This window comes from Thauera sp. SWB20 (assembly GCF_000831325.1).
In the GTDB taxonomy this organism is placed as follows: domain Bacteria; phylum Pseudomonadota; class Gammaproteobacteria; order Burkholderiales; family Rhodocyclaceae; genus Thauera; species Thauera aminoaromatica.
On sequence record NZ_JTDM01000020.1, the window covers coordinates 576,990 to 595,383 of the forward strand.

Here is an 18,394-nt window from a genome sequence, read left to right on the forward strand (position 1 = left end):
GCCTGCCATGAGCGGCGCGGCCGAATCGCGCGGGAGTCCTCCCGATCCCGGTTCCGTCGAGGCGGAGCTCTCCGGCCTGCGCGCCGAGCGCGATGCGGCGCTGCGCAGCTTGGCGCGCGCGCGCCGGCACCTCGACCTGGTGTCGGCGAATGCGGGTGCCGGCGTGTGGTACATGGACCTGCGTGGCGGCTCGATCCGGCTCGACGAACGCTGGCGCAGGCTGCTCGGTTACGACGGAGGGGATGCGGGCGACTGGATGGCGCTGGTGGACGACGAGGGCAGGGCGGCGCTGCAGCAGGCGCTGCGCGCCCACCTCGGCGGAGAAGCGGCCGAGCTGCGCGCGGAGATCCGCATTCGCGCGCAGGACGCGAGCTGGCACTGGATCGAGGTGTGCGGCAACGCGAGCGGCCGCGGCGAGGACGGGCGCTGGGCGCGCGTCGAGGGCACCTACCGTGATGTCACCGAGCGCAAGCTGCGCGAGATCGAACTGCTCCAGGCCAAGGAGGCAGCCGAGGCGGCGAGCCGGGCCAAGGGCGACTTCCTCGCCAACATGAGCCACGAGATCCGCACGCCGATGAACGGCATCATCGGCATGACCGACCTGCTGCTCGACTCCACGATCGCGGGCGAGCAGCGCGAGTACCTGCAGACGGTCAAGTCCTCGGCCGAGGCCTTGCTGACCATCATCAACGACATCCTCGACTTCTCGCGCATCGAGGCTGGCCGCCTGAGCGTCGAGCAGATCGACTTCTCGTTGCACTCGGTGGTGTCGGAGACCTGTCGCGCGCTCGCGCTGCGTGCTTCGCAGAAGGGGCTGGAGCTCTACTATGACGTCGCGCCCGACGTGCCCTCGGTGCTGCGCGGCGACCCCACCCGGCTGCGCCAGATCCTGGTGAATCTCATCGGCAACGCGATCAAGTTCACCGAGCACGGCGAGGTCGAGGTGCGCGTGCGCTGCGTCCAGCGCAACGGCGGCGCGGCCAGCATCGAGTTCCTCGTGCGCGACACCGGCTGCGGCATCGCGCCCGACAAGCTCGAGGCGATCTTCGGCGCCTTCTCGCAGGCGGACAATTCGACCACGCGCAAGTACGGCGGCACGGGCCTCGGTCTGGCGATCTGCCGCCAGCTCACCGAGCTGATGGGGGGCCGGATCGGTGTCGATAGCGTGCCGGGTGCGGGCAGCCGCTTCGAGGTGACCCTGCCGCTGCGCGCGGTCGCCGACCCGACCCCGCTGCGCGTCGGCGCACTCGCCGGGACGCGGGTGCTGGTGGCGAGCGCGAACGCCGCCTTCGCCGATTTCCTGTGCGCGACCCTGCAGGAGGCCGCCCTGCGTGCCGAGGCGGCCTGCAGTGGCGTGGCGGTGGAGCAGGCGCTGGCGCGCGCCGCGGACGGCAGCGATCCCTTCGCGTTCCTGCTGATGGATGCGGACCTGCCGGAGCCGGGCGGCTTCGCGCTGGCGCAGCGCTTCGCCGCCGCGTGGCCGCGGCCGGACCGCATCATTCCGATGATGGCGAGCCACTCGCAGCGCAACGATGCCCTGCGCTGCGAGGAGCTCGGGCTCGGCTACCGCCTCGCCAAGCCCTTCTCGGCCGAGGACCTGCTGGCCGTGCTGCGCATGGCGCAGGGCGGCGAGCGCGAGGCTGCCGAGCCGCCGCCCTTCGAGCTCGCACCGGTCGAGCTGCGCTCCACGGTGGGGATGGAGCCGCCGGCGCGCGTGCTCGAGGTATTGGTGGTCGAGGACAACCCGGTCAACCAGACCGTGGCCAAGCGCATGCTCGAGCACGTCGGCCACAGCGTGACGGTGGCGAACAACGGTGAGGAGGCCCTCGAGGCGATCGACAACCGTCACTTCGACGTGGTGCTGATGGACGTGCAGATGCCGGTGATGGGCGGCATCGAGGCCACGCAGGCCATCCGCGCGCGCGAGGCGCGGCGCAGCTGGGTGCTCGCGGGCGACTGGAAGCCGGTGCCGATCATCGCGATGACCGCGCACGCGATGGAGGGCGACCGCGAGCGCTGCCTGCAGGCGGGGATGGACGACTACGTCGCCAAGCCGGTCCGCCCCGAGGCGCTGTTCGCCGCGATCGAGCGCGTGCTGGGTCCGGCGGATGCCGACGAGGCCGCCGGCGACATCACCCTGCTCGAGCTCGATCCTGCCGACCGTCGCCGCATCGCCTGCCTCGACGACGCGCGCGCGATGTTCGCAGGCGAGGACGGGGTGGTCGAGCAACTGGTCGAGGTCTTCCTGCGCGATCTGCCGCGCACGGTCGCCGACTTGCACAAGGGCGCCGCCGACATGGATTTCGCGCGCCTGCGCGAGCTCGGGCACATGATCAAGGGCTCGGTCGGGGTGTTCTCGGCGCAGCGTGCGGTGGATGCCGCGCGCCGTCTGGAGGAGCTGGCCGCGGCGGGCGATCCGCGCGCGCTGACCAGCCAGGCGGGCCTTGCGGCGCGCGAGATCGAGCTGCTCGGCGAGGTTCTGCGGGAAGAAACGGCCTGCGGCAGGTGAGCGAAGGTGCGCGGGCGATTTGCCTTGAATCCGCCGGAAATATACAATTGAAAGGTTTTCGAAGCGGGATCGGCCCGGAGGCCCGTCCCGCTTTTTGTACATATCGGGCGCGTCGTTCGCGTGCCCGCATGACTTCCCAAGCAGATTCCAGGAGCTTCTCGTGAGTGCATTCCCGCCCGCCCTTCTTGCGCTCGCCGATGGAACCGTCTTCCACGGCAAGGGTATCGGCGCGGTTGGCAGCACGGTCGGCGAGGTGGTGTTCAACACCTCGATGTCGGGGTATCAGGAAATCCTGACCGACCCGAGCTATTGCCGCCAGATCGTCACCCTGACCTATCCGCATATCGGCAACACCGGCATCAACCCCGAGGACATCGAGTCCTCGCGCGTGCAGGCGGCCGGTCTGGTCATCCGCGACCTGCCCATCCTGCCGTCCAACTTTCGCATGACCCAGCGCCTGGACGCCTACCTGCGCGCCGAGAAGGTGGTCGCGATCGCAGGCCTCGACACCCGCAAGCTCACCCGCGTGCTGCGCGAGAAGGGTGCGCAGGCGGGCTGCATCGTCACTGCGGCCGCGGGCCAGGCGCTCGACGCCGAGGCTGCCGTGGCCCAGGCGCGCGCCTTTCCCGGCCTCGCGGGCATGGACCTCGCCAAGGTCGTCAGTGTCGCCGAGCGCTATGAATGGAAGCAGGCCGAGTGGGCGCTCGGGAGCGGCTACAGCGACCGCGCCGACGGGCGCTTCCACGTCGTCGCCTACGACTTCGGCGTCAAGTACAACATCCTGCGCATGCTGGTCGAGCGCGGCTGCCGCCTCACGGTGGTGCCGGCGCAGACGCCGGCATCCGAAGTGCTGGCGCTGAATCCGGATGGGGTGTTCCTGTCCAACGGCCCCGGCGACCCCGAGCCCTGCGACTACGCGATCGCCGCGATCCGCGAGCTCGTCGCCGCGCGCATGCCGACCTTCGGCATCTGCCTCGGCCACCAGCTGCTGGCGCTGGCCTCGGGCGCGAAGACCATGAAGATGCCCACCGGTCACCATGGCGCCAACCATCCGGTCAAGGATCTCGACACCGGCAAAGTGCTGATCACCAGCCAGAACCACGGCTTCGCGGTCGATCCGGCGACCATGCCGGCGAACCTGAAGGTGACGCACGTATCCTTGTTCGATGGCACCAATCAGGGGATTGCGCGCACCGACGTGCCCGCCTTCTCCTTCCAGGGACACCCGGAAGCGAGCCCCGGGCCGCATGACGTCGCCTACCTGTTCGACCGCTTCATCGGTCTGATGGAAGCCGCCAAGTAACCCGGCCCGCGGCAGGCTGCGGCCTGCCCCCCAGTTTTTGACGCGCGCGACAGTCGCGGCGTCGAGGAATCATCGAGGCAAGACAATGCCGAAACGTACAGACATCAAGACCATCCTGATCATCGGCGCCGGCCCGATCATCATCGGCCAGGCCTGCGAGTTCGACTATTCCGGCGCCCAGGCCTGCAAGGCCCTGCGCGAGGAAGGCTACAAGGTCATCCTGGTCAACTCGAACCCGGCGACCATCATGACCGACCCGGAGACGGCCGACGTCACCTACATCGAACCGATCACCTGGCAGGTGGTCGAGCGCATCATCGACAAGGAGCGTCCCGACGCGATCCTGCCGACCATGGGCGGCCAGACCGCGCTCAACTGCGCGCTCGACCTCGGTCGCCACGGCGTGCTCGCCAAGTACGGCGTCGAGCTCATCGGCGCTTCGGAAGAGGCGATCGACAAGGCGGAGGACCGCCTCAAGTTCAAGGACGCGATGACCAGGATCGGTCTCGGCTCCGCGCGCTCGGGCATCGCCCACAGCATGGAAGAGGCGCTCCAGGTCCAGGGTGGCATCGGCTTCCCGGTGATCATCCGCCCGAGCTTCACGCTCGGCGGCACCGGCGGCGGCATCGCCTACAACATGGAAGAGTTCCAGGAGATCTGCAAGCGCGGCCTCGAGGCGAGTCCGACCAACGAGCTGCTGATCGAGGAGTCGCTGCTGGGCTGGAAGGAATACGAGATGGAGGTCGTGCGCGACCGCGCCGACAACTGCATCATCGTGTGCTCGATCGAGAACCTCGACCCGATGGGCGTGCACACCGGCGACTCGATCACCGTCGCGCCGGCGCAGACGCTCACCGACAAGGAATACCAGATCATGCGCAACGCCTCGATCGCGGTGCTGCGCGAGATCGGGGTGGACACGGGCGGCTCGAACGTGCAGTTCGCCATCAATCCCCAGGACGGTCGCATGATCGTCATCGAGATGAACCCGCGCGTGTCGCGTTCGTCGGCGCTGGCCTCCAAGGCCACCGGTTTCCCGATCGCCAAGGTCGCGGCCAAGCTGGCGGTGGGCTACACCCTCGACGAGCTGCGCAACGACATCACCGGTGGCGCCACCCCGGCGTCCTTCGAGCCTTCGATCGACTACGTCGTCACCAAGATCCCGCGCTTCGCGTTCGAGAAATTCCCCCAGGCCAACGACCGCCTGACCACCCAGATGAAATCGGTGGGCGAGGTCATGGCGATGGGCCGCAGCTTCCAGGAATCCTTCCAGAAGGCGCTGCGTGGGCTGGAGGTCGGCGTGTATGGCCTGGACGAGGTCGAGGCCGACCGCGAGGATCTCGAGCACGAGATCGCCAGCCCGGGCGCGCAGCGCATCTGGTACGTGGGCCAGGCTTTCCGCGAGGGTATGAGCCTCGAGCAGGTTTTCAACCTGTCCAAGATCGACCCCTGGTTCCTCGCCCAGATCGAGGACATCGTGCTCTCCGAGAAGGCGCTCGCCGGGCGCTCGCTGAAGGCGCTGCAGGCCGCCGAGCTGCGCGAGCTCAAGAAGAAGGGCTTCTCCGACCGCCGCCTGGCCAAGCTGCTCAATGCTGACGAGACCGCGGTGCGCCTGCATCGGCATACGCTGGGCGTGCGCCCGGTGTTCAAGCGCGTCGACACCTGCGCGGCCGAGTTCGCCACCTCCACCGCCTACCTGTATTCGTCCTACGAGGACGAGTGCGAGGCGATGCCGACCGAGCGCAAGAAGATCATGGTGCTCGGCGGTGGTCCCAACCGCATCGGCCAGGGCATCGAGTTCGACTACTGCTGCGTGCATGCGGCGCTCGCCCTGCGCGAGGATGGCTACGAGACCATCATGGTCAACTGCAACCCGGAGACGGTGTCCACCGACTACGACACCTCGGACCGCCTGTACTTCGAGCCGATCACGCTCGAAGACCTGCTCGAGATCGTGCACATCGAGAAGCCGGTCGGCGTGATCGTGCAGTTCGGCGGCCAGACTCCGCTCAAGCGCGCGCAGGCGCTCGAAGCCAACGGCGTGCCGATCATCGGCACCAGCCCCGACATGATCGACGCCGCCGAGGACCGCGAGCGTTTCCAGCAACTGCTCGTCGAGCTCGGTCTGCGTCAGCCGCCCAACCGCACCGCGCGGACGCCCGCCGAAGCCGTGCGCCTCGCGGCCGAGATCGGCTATCCGCTGGTGGTACGCCCGTCCTACGTGCTGGGTGGCCGCGCGATGGAGATCGTGCACGAGCAGAAGGACCTCGAGCGCTACATGCGCGAGGCGGTCAAGGTCTCGAACGAGTCGCCGGTGCTGCTCGACCGCTTCCTCAACGACGCCACGGAGGTGGACGTCGATGCGCTGTCCGACGGCAAGCAGGTGATGATCGGCGGCATCATGGAGCACATCGAGCAGGCCGGCGTGCATTCGGGCGACTCGGCCTGCTCGCTGCCACCCTATACCCTGTCGGCGAGGCTGCAGGACGAGTTGCGCCGCCAGACCGAGGCCATGGCGCGCGCGCTGAAGGTCGTCGGCCTGATGAACGTGCAGTTCGCGATCCAGGGCGAGGGCGACAATGCGGTCGTCTATGTGCTCGAGGTGAACCCGCGCGCCTCGCGCACCGTGCCCTTCGTCTCCAAGGCCTGCTCGCTGCCGCTGGCCAAGATCGCCGCGCGCTGCATGGCGGGTCAGAGCCTGGCCGAGCAGGGCGTCAGCGGTGAGATCGTTCCGCCTTACTACTCGGTCAAGGAGGCGGTGTTCCCGTTCGTGAAGTTCCCCGGCGTGGATACCATCCTCGGGCCCGAGATGAAGTCCACCGGCGAGGTCATGGGCGTGGGCCGCAGCTTCGCCGAGGCCTTCGTGAAGAGCCAGATGGGCGCGGGCGTGCGCCTGCCAACCGCGGGCACGGTGTTCATCAGCGTGCGTCCGACCGACAAGCCGGTCGCGATCGAGGTCGCGCGCGAGCTGCACGAGATGGGCTTCGCGCTGGTGGCCACCCGCGGCACCGCAGCGGCGATCGAGGCCGCCGGGATCCCGGTTGGCGTGGTCAACAAGGTCAACGAGGGCCGTCCGCACATCGTCGACATCATCAAGAACGAGGAGATCGTGCTGGTGATCAACACCGTCGATGAGAAGCGCCAGGCGATCGCTGACTCGCGCTCGATCCGCACCAGCGCGCTCGCCGCAAAGGTGTCGATCTTCACCACCATCGAGGGCGCGCGCGCCGCGTGCATGGGCATGCGCCACCTTTCGAACGGTCTCGAGGTGTATTCCGTGCAGGGCCTGCACGCCGAACTGAAGCAGCAAGCATGAACAAGACCCCGCTTACCGTCGCCGGCGCCGAGAAGCTGCGCACCGAACTCCATCGACTGAAGACCGTCGAGCGCCCCAACGTGATCGCCGCGATCGCCGAGGCGCGGTCGCACGGCGACCTCTCCGAGAACGCCGAGTACGAGGCTGCCAAGGATCGCCAGGGCTTCATCGAGGGCCGCATCATGGAGGTCGAGTCCAAGCTCGCCAACGCGCAGATCATCGATCCGACACTGCTCGATGCGGACGGTCGCTGCGTGTTCGGCGCCACGGTCGAGCTCGAAGACCTCGAGTCCGGCCAGGTCGTGACCTACCAGATCGTCGGCGACGATGAAGCCGACATCAAGGACAACAAGATCTCGATCAGCTCGCCGATCGCGCGTGCGCTGATCGGAAAATACGCGGGGGACATCGCCGAGGTGCAGGCGCCCGGCGGGGTGCGCGAGTACGAGATCCTGGACGTGCGCTACGTCTGATCTGCACCTTGCCGGCGTGGCGATGAAGAGGGCGGTGCGATGCACCGCCCCTTTGTTTGCAGCCTCGACGCAAGGCGAGCCGGGCGGGTGCGGCTCAGCGGCCGCGTGCGGCGCCGCGTCCGCGCGGGGCGGGCGCACGTGCCGGCGAGCGGCGCGACTCGGCGCTCGCCTTGGCGAGCGCGGCACGACGCGCGGCGGCGGCGAAGGCGGCGGCCGACTTGGCGGTGGAAGCGCGCACAGGCTTCTTCTCTGCGGGCGCGGAGCTCTTGTCGTCCTCGCGGCGCGCACGCCAGACGACGAGGATGCTGCCGATGTGCTGCACCGGGGCGGCGTCCACCGCGGCGCACAGCTCCTGCATCAAGGCCTCGCGCTGCTCGCGTTCGGCGCCCTGGACCTTGACCTTGATGAGCTCGTGCGCCTGCAGGGCGCGTTCGATCTCGGCGAGGACGGCCGGCGTGAGGCCGTTGCCGGCTACGGTCACGACGGGGTTCAGGTGGTGGGCACGGGCGCGCAGCTCGCTGCGCTCGGCCGGGGAAAGCTCGGTCATTGCAAATCTCTGGATGGGTGAAGCCCGGGACGCGGATTCTACCCCGTACGTGCCAAGGATGGCCGTCGCGGATGGAGCGAGGATGAAGAAGAACAAGACCAGCCGTGCCTGGGTGCACGATCATGTGAACGATCCCTGGGTGCAACGCGCCCAGGCCGAGGGTTATCGCGCACGCGCCGCCTTCAAGCTGCTCGAGATAGACGAGCGCGACCACCTGCTGCGTCCGGGCGCGGTGGTCGTCGACCTGGGAGCGGCGCCCGGCTCGTGGTGCCAGCTTGCGGTGAAGCGCTGCGGGCCCAAGGGACGCATCTTCGCGCTCGACCTCCTGCCCATGGAGCCGGTGGCGGGGGTGGAGTTCCTGCTCGGCGACTTTACCGAGGATGCCGTGCTCGAGGAGCTCGAAGCGCGCCTTGGTGGCGCGAGCGTGGATGTGGTGCTGTCGGATATGGCGCCGAACCTTTCAGGGGTTGCGACGGTCGACCAGGCACGTTCGCTACATCTTTGCGAATTGGCGCTGGACTTCGCGGTGCGTCATCTCAAGCCGGGTGGGCAGTTCGTGGTCAAGGTGTTCCAGGGCGAGGGCTTCATGGAGTATCGCAAGCAGATGGAGGCGGCGTTCGTCTCGGTGCAGGTGCGCAAGCCCAAGGCTTCGCGCGACCGTAGCGCCGAGGTCTATCTCGTCGGCCGGGGGCCGCGCCGGCCTTGAGTTCGCATGCGGGAGTGGCGATTGGGTTGCGCTATGTGCCCCATTGGTTTGCCCGTGGGAACAATCGCCACTAGAATCGGTCAGTCGCGTACAGGCCGGAATGGCTTTCGGGGAACAGAAAGTTGAACAATCTCTTCAAGAATCTCGCGATCTGGATGGTTATCGGCGTCGTGCTGATGACGGTATTCAACCAGTTCAACACGCGCCAGACGCCGGCCAGCACCATGGAGTATTCCCAGTTCCTGGAGGAGGCCAAGGCGGGACGGATCGCGCGCGCGACCGTCGATGGCCGCGTGCTCAAGGCCACCACCCAGGAAGGGCGCACGATCACGGTGTATACGCCGGGCGTGCAGGACATCTGGATGATTTCAGACCTGATGCGCTACGGCGTTCAGATCAACGCCAGCAAGCCCGAGGAGGAGCAGTCCTTCCTCGCCAGCGTATTCGTGTCGTGGTTCCCGATGTTGCTGCTGATCGGCGTGTGGATCTTCTTCATGCGCCAGATGCAGGGCGGGGGCAAGGGCGGGGCGTTCTCCTTCGGCAAGAGCAAGGCGCGCATGCTCGACGAGTCGGCCAATTCGGTGACCTTTGCCGACGTTGCCGGCTGCGACGAGGCCAAGGAAGAAGTTGCCGAGCTGGTCGAGTTCCTGCGTGATCCGTCCAAGTTTCAGAAGCTCGGCGGCCGCATTCCCAAGGGCGTGCTGATGGTCGGTTCGCCGGGTACCGGCAAGACCCTGCTCGCCAAGGCGATCGCCGGAGAGGCCAAGGTGCCCTTCTTCTCGATCTCCGGCTCCGACTTCGTCGAGATGTTCGTCGGCGTAGGCGCGGCGCGCGTGCGCGACATGTTCGAGCAGGCCAAGAAGCAGGCGCCCTGCATCATCTTCATCGACGAGATCGACGCGGTCGGCCGCCAGCGTGGTGCGGGTCTGGGCGGCGGCAATGACGAGCGCGAGCAGACGCTCAACCAGTTGCTGGTCGAAATGGACGGTTTCGAGGGCCAGACCGGCGTGATCGTGATCGCCGCGACCAACCGCCCCGACGTGCTCGACCCGGCTCTGCTGCGCCCGGGCCGCTTCGACCGCCAGGTGGTGGTGGCGCTGCCCGACATCCGTGGTCGCGAGCAGATTCTCAAGGTGCACATGCGCAAGGTGCCGATCGCGCCCGACGTCGATCCGCAGGTGCTGGCGCGCGGCACGCCGGGCTTTGCCGGTGCCGACCTCGCCAACCTGGTGAACGAGGCTGCGCTGTTCGCCGCGCGCGCCAACAAGCGTCTGGTCGACATGGAGGACTTCGAGCGCGCCAAGGACAAGATCATGATGGGCGCCGAGCGCCGCTCGGTGGTCATGCCCGAGGAGGAGCGCCGCAACACCGCCTACCACGAGTCCGGTCACGCGGTGGTGGCGCGTCTGCTCGACAAGACCGATCCGGTGCATAAGGTGACCATCATCCCGCGCGGCCGTGCGCTGGGCGTGACCATGCAGTTGCCGACCGAGGATCGCTACAGCCAGGACCGCGATCGACTGCTGCAGACCATCGCCGTGCTGTTCGGTGGCCGCATCGCCGAAGAGATCTTCATGAAGCAGATGACGACCGGTGCGTCTAACGACTTCGCCCGTGCCACTGACCTCGCGCGCCGGATGGTGACGCAGTGGGGCATGTCCGACACGCTCGGACCGATGGTGTATGGCGAGGAGGAGGGCGAGATCTTCCTCGGCCGCCAAGTCACCACGCACCGCAACGTGTCCGAGGCGACGATGCAGAAGGTCGACGCGGAGATCCGCCGCATCATCGATCAGCAGTACTCGCTGGCGCGGCGCTTGCTCGAAGAGAACAGCGACAAGGTCGAGGCGATGACGGCCGCGTTGCTGGAATGGGAAACCATCGACGCCGAGCAGGTGAATGACATCATGGCCGGCCGCCCGCCGCGTCCGCCGAAGCCGGCATCGGCGCCGTCCAGCCGTCCGAAGGACGACGCGCCGGGTGCGGCGCCCACCGCGCCAGCACCTGCCGCCTGAGTTCGACAACTTCCGTTTCAAGGGGCCGGCCGGACCGGCCCCTTTCCATTCCGGCGTCCGCGCGCCTGCGCCCGGACGCCTTGCTTTTCCCGAGGTCTCGATGTCCGTCCTGCAATGCGGCCGCTTCCGGCTCGATCTGTCCCAGCCCAGGGTGATGGCGATCATCAACCTGACCGACGACTCCTTCTCCGGCGACGGTTTGCGTGGCGACCTCGCCCGTGCGCTCGCGCGCGCCGAGCGTGCGCTGGAGGAAGGGGCGGAGATGCTCGATATCGGCGCCGAGTCGACCCGGCCGGGATCGGACCCGGTGCCCGAGGCGCAGGAGCTCGAGCGCGTGGTGCGCTTCGTCGAGGCCGCGCGCGGCTGGAAAGTGCCGCTCTCGATCGACACCCTGAAGCCGACGGTGATGCGCGCCGCGCTCGCGGCGGGTGCGGACATGATCAACGACATCAACGCGTTCCGCGCATCGGGTGCGATCGAGGCGGTTGCCGCGGGCGAGTCCGGCTTGTGCGTGATGCACATGCTCGGCCAGCCGCGTACGATGCAGCAGGATCCGCGCTACGCCGACGTGGTCGGCGAGGTGACCGGCTTCCTCGACGAGCGCGTTGCCGCCCTCGTGGCCGCAGGCGTGGCGCGCGAGCGCATCGTGCTCGACCCTGGCTTCGGCTTCGGCAAGAGCGTCGGCCACAACTATGCGCTGCTGCGCGAGCTCGCGCGTGTCGGCGTCGGCGGGTTGCCGGTGCTGGCGGGGCTGTCGCGCAAGTCCATGCTCGGCGCAGTCACCGGTCGCGCGGTCGGCGAGCGGCTTGCGGCCAGCGTCGCCGGGGCGCTGATCGCGGTGCAGAACGGCGCGCGTATCGTGCGGGTGCATGACGTCGCCGCCACTCGCGACGCGCTCGCGGTGTGGAAGGCGACCGTGACGGGATGCTGAGCAAGGCACCGCCCGCGGTGTCATAATCCGCGCTTTCGAAAGCTGCTGGAGCGAAGATGGCGCGCAAGTATTTCGGCACCGATGGTGTGCGTGGCAAGGTCGGCGATACGCCGATCACGCCCGAGTTCGTGATGAGGCTGGGCTATGCGGCCGGCGTGACCTTGGTCGCGCGCGAGAAGCTGCCCGCGGGCGAACACCCCGCGGTGCTGATCGGCAAGGACACGCGCATTTCCGGCTACATGCTCGAAGCTGCGCTCGAGGCCGGGTTCGCCGCGGCTGGTGTGGACGTGATGCTGGCCGGACCGATCCCCACCCCGGCGGTAGCCTATCTCACGCGCGCACTGCGCCTGCAGGCCGGCGTGGTGATCTCGGCCTCGCACAACCCCTTCTACGACAACGGGATCAAGTTCTTCTCCGCCGACGGCAGCAAGCTGCCCGATGCGGTCGAGGCCGAGATCGAGGCCCACCTCGACGAGCCGATGGGTTGTGTGGACTCCGCCCGCCTGGGCAAGGCGCGCCGCATCGACGACGCCGCCGGGCGCTACATCGAGTTCTGCAAGAGCACCTTTCCCAACGAGCTCGACCTGCGCGGCCTGCGCATCGCGGTGGATTGCGCGCACGGCGCGGCCTACCAGATCGCCCCCAAGGTCTTCCACGAGCTCGGCGCGGAGATCATCCCGGTGGGCGTCGAGCCCAACGGCCTCAACATCAACGACGGCGTCGGTGCGACGCGGCCGGAGAACCTGCGGCAGGCGGTGCTCAAGCATGGCGCGGACCTGGGCATCGCGCTCGACGGCGACGCCGACCGCCTGATCATGGTGGACCATCGGGGCGAGATCTACGATGGCGACAAGCTGCTCTACGTGGTGGCCTGTGCGCGCCACGCCGAAGGCCGGCTGGAGGGCGTGGTCGGCACGCTGATGAGCAACCTCGGCTTCGAGCACGCGATCCAGCGCCTCGGCACGCCCTTTGCACGCGCCAAGGTGGGCGACCGCTACGTGCTCGAGCTGCTGCAGGAGCGCGGCTGGAAGATTGGCGGCGAGAACTCCGGTCACATCATCTGCCTCGACCGCCACACGACCGGCGACGGCATCGTGTCGGCGCTGCAAGTGCTCGCCGCGCTCAAGCAGCGCGGACTTTCGCTGGCGGACGCCTGCGCGGATCTGGTGTTCTACCCCCAGCGCCTGATCAACGTGCGCATGCCTGCCGGCTTCGACTGGCGTGCGGACGGCTCGATCGCGAGCGCACAGGCCAGAGCCGAACAGACGCTCGGCGATAGCGGGCGCGTGCTGCTGCGCCCTTCGGGCACCGAGCCCCTGCTGCGCGTGATGGTGGAGGGCCGCGACGGCGAGCTGGTCGAGCGTCTCGCGCGCGAGATCGCCGGCGTCGTCGAGGAAGCGATCGCCTGATTCGGGCTGCATGAGATGGGAGGACGGGGCGCAAGGCTCCGTCCGGACGCGGGAAGAAGGCAGATCTGCCCGTTCGATGACACGCAGCGTGGCTGCGACAATCGCTGGCTACCTGACGGGCTCGGTCTTCAACCCCGAGGGGCATCCCGGCGGAGGAGCCGACTTCGGCGCTCGATCCGATCTCGACGGCGCGTATCGAAGAACTGATCGACGAACTGGAGGAAGAGTCCATCATCGTCGTCGTCACCCACAACATGCAGCAGGCGGCCCGGAGCTCGGACTACACCGCCTGCATGTACCTGGGCGAGATGGTGGAGTTCGACGTCACCGACGAGCTCTTCGTGAAGCCGAACAAGAAGGAGACCGAGGACGACATCACCGGTCGCTGCGGCCGAGCAACGATCCCGGGCGGAAGAGTGCGCGCCCCGCGCTGCGCGAGGCTTGGTCGCATTGCGGGTGATCGTCCGCAAGCCGTATAATCCTGCGGTTTATCTGCACGGATATTCCCTCTCCCATGACCAGACTCGTTGCCGGTAACTGGAAGATGAACGGCAGCCTCGCCGCCAATCGCGAGCTGCTCGACGGCCTCGTGTCGATCCCGGGCGTGGAAATCGCCGTGTGTGTGCCGTATCCCTATCTCGCCCAGGCGCAACAACGGCCCGAGGGCGTCGCCCTCGGTGCGCAGGACGTGTCGGAGTACGCGGCCGGCGCCTATACCGGCGAGGTGAGTGCGGCCATGCTCGCGGAGTTCGGCTGCCGCTACGCCATCGTCGGTCACTCCGAGCGCCGTGCCCTCTTCGGCGAGGAAGATGCCACGGTCGGGCGCAAGGCGCTCGCCGCGCTGCAGGCTGGCTTGGTGCCGATCGTGTGCGTGGGCGAGACGCTCGCCGAGCGCGACGAGGCGCGTGCGGTCGAGGTGATCGGCCGCCAGCTCGAGGCGGTGCGCGAGGTGCTCGGCGCCGCGGCGATGGGTGCGGTGGTGCTAGCCTACGAACCCGTGTGGGCGATCGGCACCGGGCGCTCCGCGAGCGTGGCGCAGGTGGCCGAGGTGCATGCTGCGATCCGCGCGTGGCTGAAGGTACACGGCGTGGCGGCGGGTGGCGTCCGCATCCTCTACGGCGGCAGCGTCAAGGCGGACAATGCCGCGGCGCTCTTCGCCGTGGAGGATGTTGACGGTGGGCTGATCGGCGGCGCCTCGCTCGTCGCTGCGGATTTCTTGGCCATCTGCCGCGCCGCGGCGGGTGGGGTCTGAGTTTCAACGATTCGTATCTTTCAGGATTCAAGATGGGTGAATATCTTTTCTCTCTCGTGCTTACCGTGCATGTGCTGGTGGGCCTCGGCGTGATCGGGCTCGTGCTCGTGCAGCACGGCAAGGGTGCAGACATGGGTGCAGCCTTCGGCAGCGGCGCATCGGGCAGTCTCTTCGGTGCATCGGGTTCGGCGAACTTCCTCAGTCGCACCACTGCGGTACTCGCCACGGTTTTCTTCCTGACCAGCCTCGGGCTCAGCTTCCTTGCCAGCAACAAGCCGGCGGCACCGGGCAGCGTGATGGAAGGGGCGCAGACTGCGCCCGCAACGAACCCGGCTCCGGCCGCGCCCGTCGAGTCCTCGCCGGCCCAGTCGATCCCGAAATAATTGGTTGCGAGCCCTTTGCGCAGTGCGGGAAAACACTTATAATTATCGCGCTGTCAGAACGAAGCGCCGACGTGGTGAAATTGGTAGACACGCTATCTTGAGGGGGTAGTGGCGAAAGCCGTATGAGTTCGAGTCTCATCGTCGGCACCACATTCCGGGAACGCCCGCAGAAGCGGGCGTTTCTACGCAGAGCTGAGCAATAACAATAATTGCGGCGCGCCAATGACGCCGCGGACTTCAAATGGGGGTTTCCGGACATGCTGGAAAATTATTTTCCCGTCCTGATGTTCATGCTCGTCGGCCTCGGCTTCGGCCTTGCGCCGGTCATCCTCGGGCGACTCCTCGCCCCCTATCGTCCCGATTCCGAAAAGAATTCTCCCTACGAGTGCGGCTTCGAGGCGTTTGAAGACGCCCGCATGAAGTTCGATGTCCGCTACTACCTGATCGCCATTCTCTTCATCCTGTTTGACCTCGAAATCGCCTTCCTCTTTCCGTGGGCGACGGTCTTCCAGGAGTTCATCGCCGCCGGCGAAATCGCTTGGTTCGTATTCGGCTCAGTGATGGTTTTTCTGGCGATTCTGGTCATTGGCTATATCGTCGAGTGGAAAAACGGCGCACTCGACTGGGAGTAATGCATGAGCATTGAGGGCGTCTTCCGCGAGGGGTTCGTCACCACCTCGCTCGATGCGGTCATCAACTGGACGCGCACCGGCTCGTTGTGGCCGATGACCTTCGGTCTGGCCTGTTGCGCGGTCGAGATGATCCACGCGGGCTGTTCCCGCTACGACTTGGATCGCTTCGGTGTTGTGTTCCGGCCGAGTCCGCGCCAGTCCGACCTGATGATCGTCGCCGGAACCTTGTGCAACAAGATGGCGCCGGCACTGCGCAAGGTCTATGACCAGATGTCGGAGCCGCGCTGGGTCATCTCCATGGGCTCCTGTGCCAACGGCGGTGGCTATTACCACTATTCGTACTCGGTCGTGCGCGGTTGTGACCGCATCGTGCCGGTCGACGTCTATGTGCCGGGCTGTCCGCCCACCGCCGAGGCGCTGATCTACGGCATTCTCCAGCTCCAGAACAAGATCAAGCGCACGAACACGATTGCGCGCTGACGGGTGTCCCAGACATGAGTGCCAAGCTAGAACGCCTCAGCCAGACCTTGCGCGACGTTTTCGGTAACCGGATCCAGTCGCTCGTACTCGATCGCGGTGAAGTGACGATCGAGGTCTCCGCTGCCGAATATCCCCGCGTCGCACGCCAGCTTCGCGACCATGCCGATTTGCGCTTCGAGCAGTTGATTGACCTTTCGGGTCTCGACTACTCCGCCTACGGTAACGCGATCTGGGAGGGCAAGCGCTTCGCTTCCGTCGCCCTTCTGACCTCGGTCAAGCACAACTGGCGCCTGCGTGTTCGCGTGTTCGCCGACGACGACGCCTTCCCGGTGATCGATTCGGTGGTCGATGTGTGGCCGAGCGCTAACTGGTACGAGCGCGAGTCCTTCGATCTGTACGGGATCCTGTATTCGGGCCACCCGGATCTGCGCCGCATCCTGACCGACTACGGTTTCGTCGGTCATCCGTTCCGCAAGGACTTCCCGGTTTCGGGGTACGTCGAAATGCGCTACGACCCGGAGCAGGGCAGGGTCGTCTATCAGCCGGTGAGCATCGAGCCGCGCGAGAACACGCCGCGCATCGTGCGCGAAGAGAAATACGGGGACGTCGGCCATGGCTGAGATCCGCAACTACACGATCAACTTCGGTCCGCAGCACCCCTCGGCGCACGGCGTGCTCCGCCTCGTGCTCGAACTCGACGGCGAAGTCGTCGAGCGCGCCGACCCGCACATCGGCCTCCTGCACCGCGGCACCGAGAAGCTCGCCGAGACGCGCACCTGGGTGCAGTCCGTGCCGTACATGGACCGTCTCGACTACGTGTCCATGATGTGCAACGAGCACGCCTACTGCATGGCGATCGAGAAGCTGCTCGGGGTCGAGGTTCCGCTGCGGGCCCAGTACATTCGGGTGATGTTCGACGAGATTACCCGCGTCCTGAACCACCTGCTCAACATCGGTACCCATGCCCTCGACATCGGCGCGATGACCATGGTGCTGTATACGTTCCGCGAGCGCGAAGACCTGATGGACGTCTATGAGGCAGTCTCGGGTGCGCGCATGCATGCGGCGTACTACCGTCCGGGCGGCGTCTATCGCGATCTGCCGGACCGCATGCCCAAATACGAGGTCAACAAGTTCAAGAACGAGAAGACGGTTCGCGAGCTCAACGCCAACCGCGAAGGCTCGATGCTCGACTTCCTCGAGGACTTCACCAACCGCTTCCCGACCTACTGCGACGAATACGAGACACTGCTGACCGACAACCGCATCTGGAAGCAGCGTACCGTCGGCATCGGCGTGGTATCGCCTGAGCAGGCGCTGGCCTGGGGTTTCACCGGTCCGATGCTGCGCGGCTCGGGCATCGCCTGGGATCTGCGCAAGAAGCAGCCCTACGAGGTCTATGATCGCGTCGATTTCGATGTGCCGATCGGCAAGAACGGCGACTGCTACGACCGTTACCTGTGCCGCATGGAAGAGATGCGCCAGTCGAACCGCATCATCAAGCAGTGCATCGACTGGCTGCGCAAGAACCCCGGTCCGGTCATCACCGACAACCACAAGGTCGCGCCACCTTCTCGCGAGGCGATGAAGACCAACATGGAAGAGCTGATCCACCACTTCAAGCTCTTTACCGAAGGCATGCACGTGCCAAAGGGCGAGGTGTACGCGGCGGTCGAGCATCCGAAGGGCGAGTTCGGCGTGTATGCGGTGTCGGACGGGGCGAACAAACCCTACCGGCTCAAGCTGCGCGCGCCGGGCTTCGCGCACCTCGCGGCCATGGACGACATCGCCCGTGGCCACATGATTGCCGACGTGGTCGCGATCATCGGCACGATGGACGTGGTGTTCGGCGAGATCGATCGCTGAGCGCGCCCGCGCGCAACAGCGGATGGGCGCCTGCGGGCGCCGCGGTATCAAACAAGAATCGGCAGGCTATCCGGAAGATCAAGACGACATGCTGAGCCAGGAATCGCTGCAACAGATCGATCGAGAGATCGCCAAGTATCCGCCCGATCAGACGCAGTCTGCGGTCATGGCCGCGCTGCGGATCGCGCAGGTCGAGAAGGGCTGGCTGCCCAAGGAACTCATCGAGTTCGTGGCCAGGTACCTCGGCATGCCGCCGATCGCCGCCTTCGAGGTCGCGAGCTTCTACAACATGTACGACCTCGCGCCGGTCGGACGGCACAAGATCACCGTGTGCACGAACCTGCCGTGCGCGCTGTCCGGCGGCGTCCATGCGGCGGACTACATCAAGGAAAAGCTCGGCATCGACTTCAACGAGACCACGCCCGACGGCAAGTTCACGCTGAAGGAAGGCGAGTGCATGGGCGCCTGTGGCGACGCCCCGGTGCTGCTGGTGAATAACCATCACATGTGCAGCTGGATGACCACCGAGAAGATCGACCAGATGCTGGCCGAGCTGGACAAGAAATGAGCAC

16 protein-coding genes, 1 tRNA gene and 1 pseudogene are annotated in these 18,394 nt (G+C 66.7%); 17 read left to right on the forward strand and 1 reads right to left on the reverse strand.

Going from position 1 to position 18,394, the window contains the following annotated elements:
• Positions 1 to 7: 7 nt before the first annotated feature.
• The 4 genes from PO78_RS16460 (at position 8) to greA (ending at position 7,601) form a co-directional block, all read left to right on the forward strand.
• A complete protein-coding gene (locus tag PO78_RS16460; protein ID WP_197068794.1) occupies positions 8 to 2,509 on the forward strand; it encodes a response regulator in 2,502 nt (833 codons plus the stop codon).
• A gap of 160 nt (positions 2,510 to 2,669) precedes the next feature.
• A complete protein-coding gene (carA, locus tag PO78_RS16465; protein ID WP_004303480.1) occupies positions 2,670 to 3,812 on the forward strand; it encodes a glutamine-hydrolyzing carbamoyl-phosphate synthase small subunit in 1,143 nt (380 codons plus the stop codon).
• An 85-nt stretch (positions 3,813 to 3,897) separates the two neighbouring features.
• Positions 3,898 to 7,128: a carbamoyl-phosphate synthase large subunit gene (carB, locus tag PO78_RS16470; RefSeq protein ID WP_004303478.1), complete on the forward strand. Its 3,231-nt coding sequence runs from the start codon at positions 3,898 to 3,900 to the stop codon at positions 7,126 to 7,128.
• Positions 7,125 to 7,601, forward strand: a complete 477-nt coding sequence (gene greA, locus PO78_RS16475) for a transcription elongation factor GreA (RefSeq protein WP_004303476.1) — start codon at positions 7,125 to 7,127, stop codon at positions 7,599 to 7,601. The genes carB and greA overlap by 4 nt, the downstream gene beginning before the upstream one ends.
• 94 nt (positions 7,602 to 7,695) lie before the next feature.
• Here the strand turns inward: greA and yhbY are convergent, their stop codons facing one another.
• Positions 7,696 to 8,148, reverse strand: a complete 453-nt coding sequence (gene yhbY / locus PO78_RS16480) for a ribosome assembly RNA-binding protein YhbY (RefSeq protein WP_043745282.1) — start codon at positions 8,146 to 8,148, stop codon at positions 7,696 to 7,698.
• 82 nt (positions 8,149 to 8,230) lie between these two features.
• Between yhbY and PO78_RS16485 the strand changes: the two genes are divergently transcribed.
• The 13 genes and pseudogenes from PO78_RS16485 to nuoE all read left to right on the forward strand — a co-directional run bounded on the left by PO78_RS16485 (position 8,231) and on the right by nuoE (position 18,390).
• Complete coding sequence (locus PO78_RS16485; RefSeq protein ID WP_043745285.1) at positions 8,231 to 8,854, forward strand: RlmE family RNA methyltransferase; 624 nt, start codon at positions 8,231 to 8,233, stop codon at positions 8,852 to 8,854.
• A gap of 122 nt (positions 8,855 to 8,976) precedes the next feature.
• On the forward strand, positions 8,977 to 10,869 hold the full coding sequence (gene ftsH, locus PO78_RS16490; RefSeq protein WP_004304508.1) for an ATP-dependent zinc metalloprotease FtsH: 1,893 nt from the start codon (positions 8,977 to 8,979) through the stop codon (positions 10,867 to 10,869).
• A 100-nt stretch (positions 10,870 to 10,969) separates the two neighbouring features.
• Positions 10,970 to 11,800: a dihydropteroate synthase gene (folP, locus tag PO78_RS16495; protein WP_012585166.1), complete on the forward strand. Its 831-nt coding sequence runs from the start codon at positions 10,970 to 10,972 to the stop codon at positions 11,798 to 11,800.
• A gap of 56 nt (positions 11,801 to 11,856) precedes the next feature.
• Positions 11,857 to 13,209: a phosphoglucosamine mutase gene (gene glmM / locus PO78_RS16500; RefSeq protein ID WP_004304504.1), complete on the forward strand. Its 1,353-nt coding sequence runs from the start codon at positions 11,857 to 11,859 to the stop codon at positions 13,207 to 13,209.
• 149 nt (positions 13,210 to 13,358) lie between these two features.
• Positions 13,359 to 13,601 (forward strand): annotated as a pseudogene (locus PO78_RS16505) (phosphate ABC transporter ATP-binding protein); the annotation flags it as partial.
• Positions 13,602 to 13,723: 122 nt separating this feature from the next.
• Positions 13,724 to 14,461, forward strand: coding sequence for a triose-phosphate isomerase (gene tpiA / locus PO78_RS16510; RefSeq protein ID WP_043745288.1), 738 nt, complete (start codon positions 13,724 to 13,726; stop codon positions 14,459 to 14,461).
• A 32-nt stretch (positions 14,462 to 14,493) separates the two neighbouring features.
• Positions 14,494 to 14,844 (forward strand): preprotein translocase subunit SecG, encoded by a 351-nt coding sequence (gene secG, locus PO78_RS16515; protein WP_004304499.1) that lies wholly within the window; start codon positions 14,494 to 14,496, stop codon positions 14,842 to 14,844.
• A 65-nt stretch (positions 14,845 to 14,909) separates the two neighbouring features.
• Positions 14,910 to 14,994, forward strand: a tRNA-Leu gene (locus PO78_RS16520).
• 107 nt (positions 14,995 to 15,101) lie between these two features.
• Positions 15,102 to 15,476: an NADH-quinone oxidoreductase subunit A gene (ndhC, locus tag PO78_RS16525; protein WP_004304497.1), complete on the forward strand. Its 375-nt coding sequence runs from the start codon at positions 15,102 to 15,104 to the stop codon at positions 15,474 to 15,476.
• A gap of 3 nt (positions 15,477 to 15,479) precedes the next feature.
• Positions 15,480 to 15,956, forward strand: a complete 477-nt coding sequence (locus PO78_RS16530; RefSeq protein WP_002926530.1) for a NuoB/complex I 20 kDa subunit family protein — start codon at positions 15,480 to 15,482, stop codon at positions 15,954 to 15,956.
• Positions 15,957 to 15,970: 14 nt separating this feature from the next.
• Positions 15,971 to 16,576 (forward strand): NADH-quinone oxidoreductase subunit C, encoded by a 606-nt coding sequence (locus tag PO78_RS16535; RefSeq protein ID WP_043745293.1) that lies wholly within the window; start codon positions 15,971 to 15,973, stop codon positions 16,574 to 16,576.
• Positions 16,569 to 17,822: an NADH-quinone oxidoreductase subunit D gene (locus PO78_RS16540; RefSeq protein WP_004304493.1), complete on the forward strand. Its 1,254-nt coding sequence runs from the start codon at positions 16,569 to 16,571 to the stop codon at positions 17,820 to 17,822. Before PO78_RS16535 ends, PO78_RS16540 begins: the two co-directional genes overlap by 8 nt.
• Before the next feature lie 88 nt (positions 17,823 to 17,910).
• Positions 17,911 to 18,390, forward strand: coding sequence for an NADH-quinone oxidoreductase subunit NuoE (nuoE, locus tag PO78_RS16545; RefSeq protein ID WP_004363482.1), 480 nt, complete (start codon positions 17,911 to 17,913; stop codon positions 18,388 to 18,390).
• Positions 18,391 to 18,394 lie beyond the last annotated feature (4 nt).

Coding starts and splice junctions, on each gene's coding strand:
- PO78_RS16535 (WP_043745293.1), top strand. CDS start 15,971: ATGAGTGCCAAGCTAGAACGCCTCAGCCAGACCTTGCGCGACGTTTTC.
- PO78_RS16530 (WP_002926530.1), top strand. CDS start 15,480: ATGAGCATTGAGGGCGTCTTCCGCGAGGGGTTCGTCACCACCTCGCTC.
- secG (WP_004304499.1), top strand. CDS start 14,494: ATGGGTGAATATCTTTTCTCTCTCGTGCTTACCGTGCATGTGCTGGTG.
- carB (WP_004303478.1), top strand. CDS start 3,898: ATGCCGAAACGTACAGACATCAAGACCATCCTGATCATCGGCGCCGGC.
- PO78_RS16460 (WP_197068794.1), top strand. CDS start 8: ATGAGCGGCGCGGCCGAATCGCGCGGGAGTCCTCCCGATCCCGGTTCC.
- yhbY (WP_043745282.1), bottom strand. CDS start 8,148: ATGACCGAGCTTTCCCCGGCCGAGCGCAGCGAGCTGCGCGCCCGTGCC.
- PO78_RS16540 (WP_004304493.1), top strand. CDS start 16,569: ATGGCTGAGATCCGCAACTACACGATCAACTTCGGTCCGCAGCACCCC.
- folP (WP_012585166.1), top strand. CDS start 10,970: ATGTCCGTCCTGCAATGCGGCCGCTTCCGGCTCGATCTGTCCCAGCCC.
- greA (WP_004303476.1), top strand. CDS start 7,125: ATGAACAAGACCCCGCTTACCGTCGCCGGCGCCGAGAAGCTGCGCACC.
- ndhC (WP_004304497.1), top strand. CDS start 15,102: ATGCTGGAAAATTATTTTCCCGTCCTGATGTTCATGCTCGTCGGCCTC.
- glmM (WP_004304504.1), top strand. CDS start 11,857: ATGGCGCGCAAGTATTTCGGCACCGATGGTGTGCGTGGCAAGGTCGGC.
- tpiA (WP_043745288.1), top strand. CDS start 13,724: ATGACCAGACTCGTTGCCGGTAACTGGAAGATGAACGGCAGCCTCGCC.
- PO78_RS16485 (WP_043745285.1), top strand. CDS start 8,231: ATGAAGAAGAACAAGACCAGCCGTGCCTGGGTGCACGATCATGTGAAC.
- nuoE (WP_004363482.1), top strand. CDS start 17,911: ATGCTGAGCCAGGAATCGCTGCAACAGATCGATCGAGAGATCGCCAAG.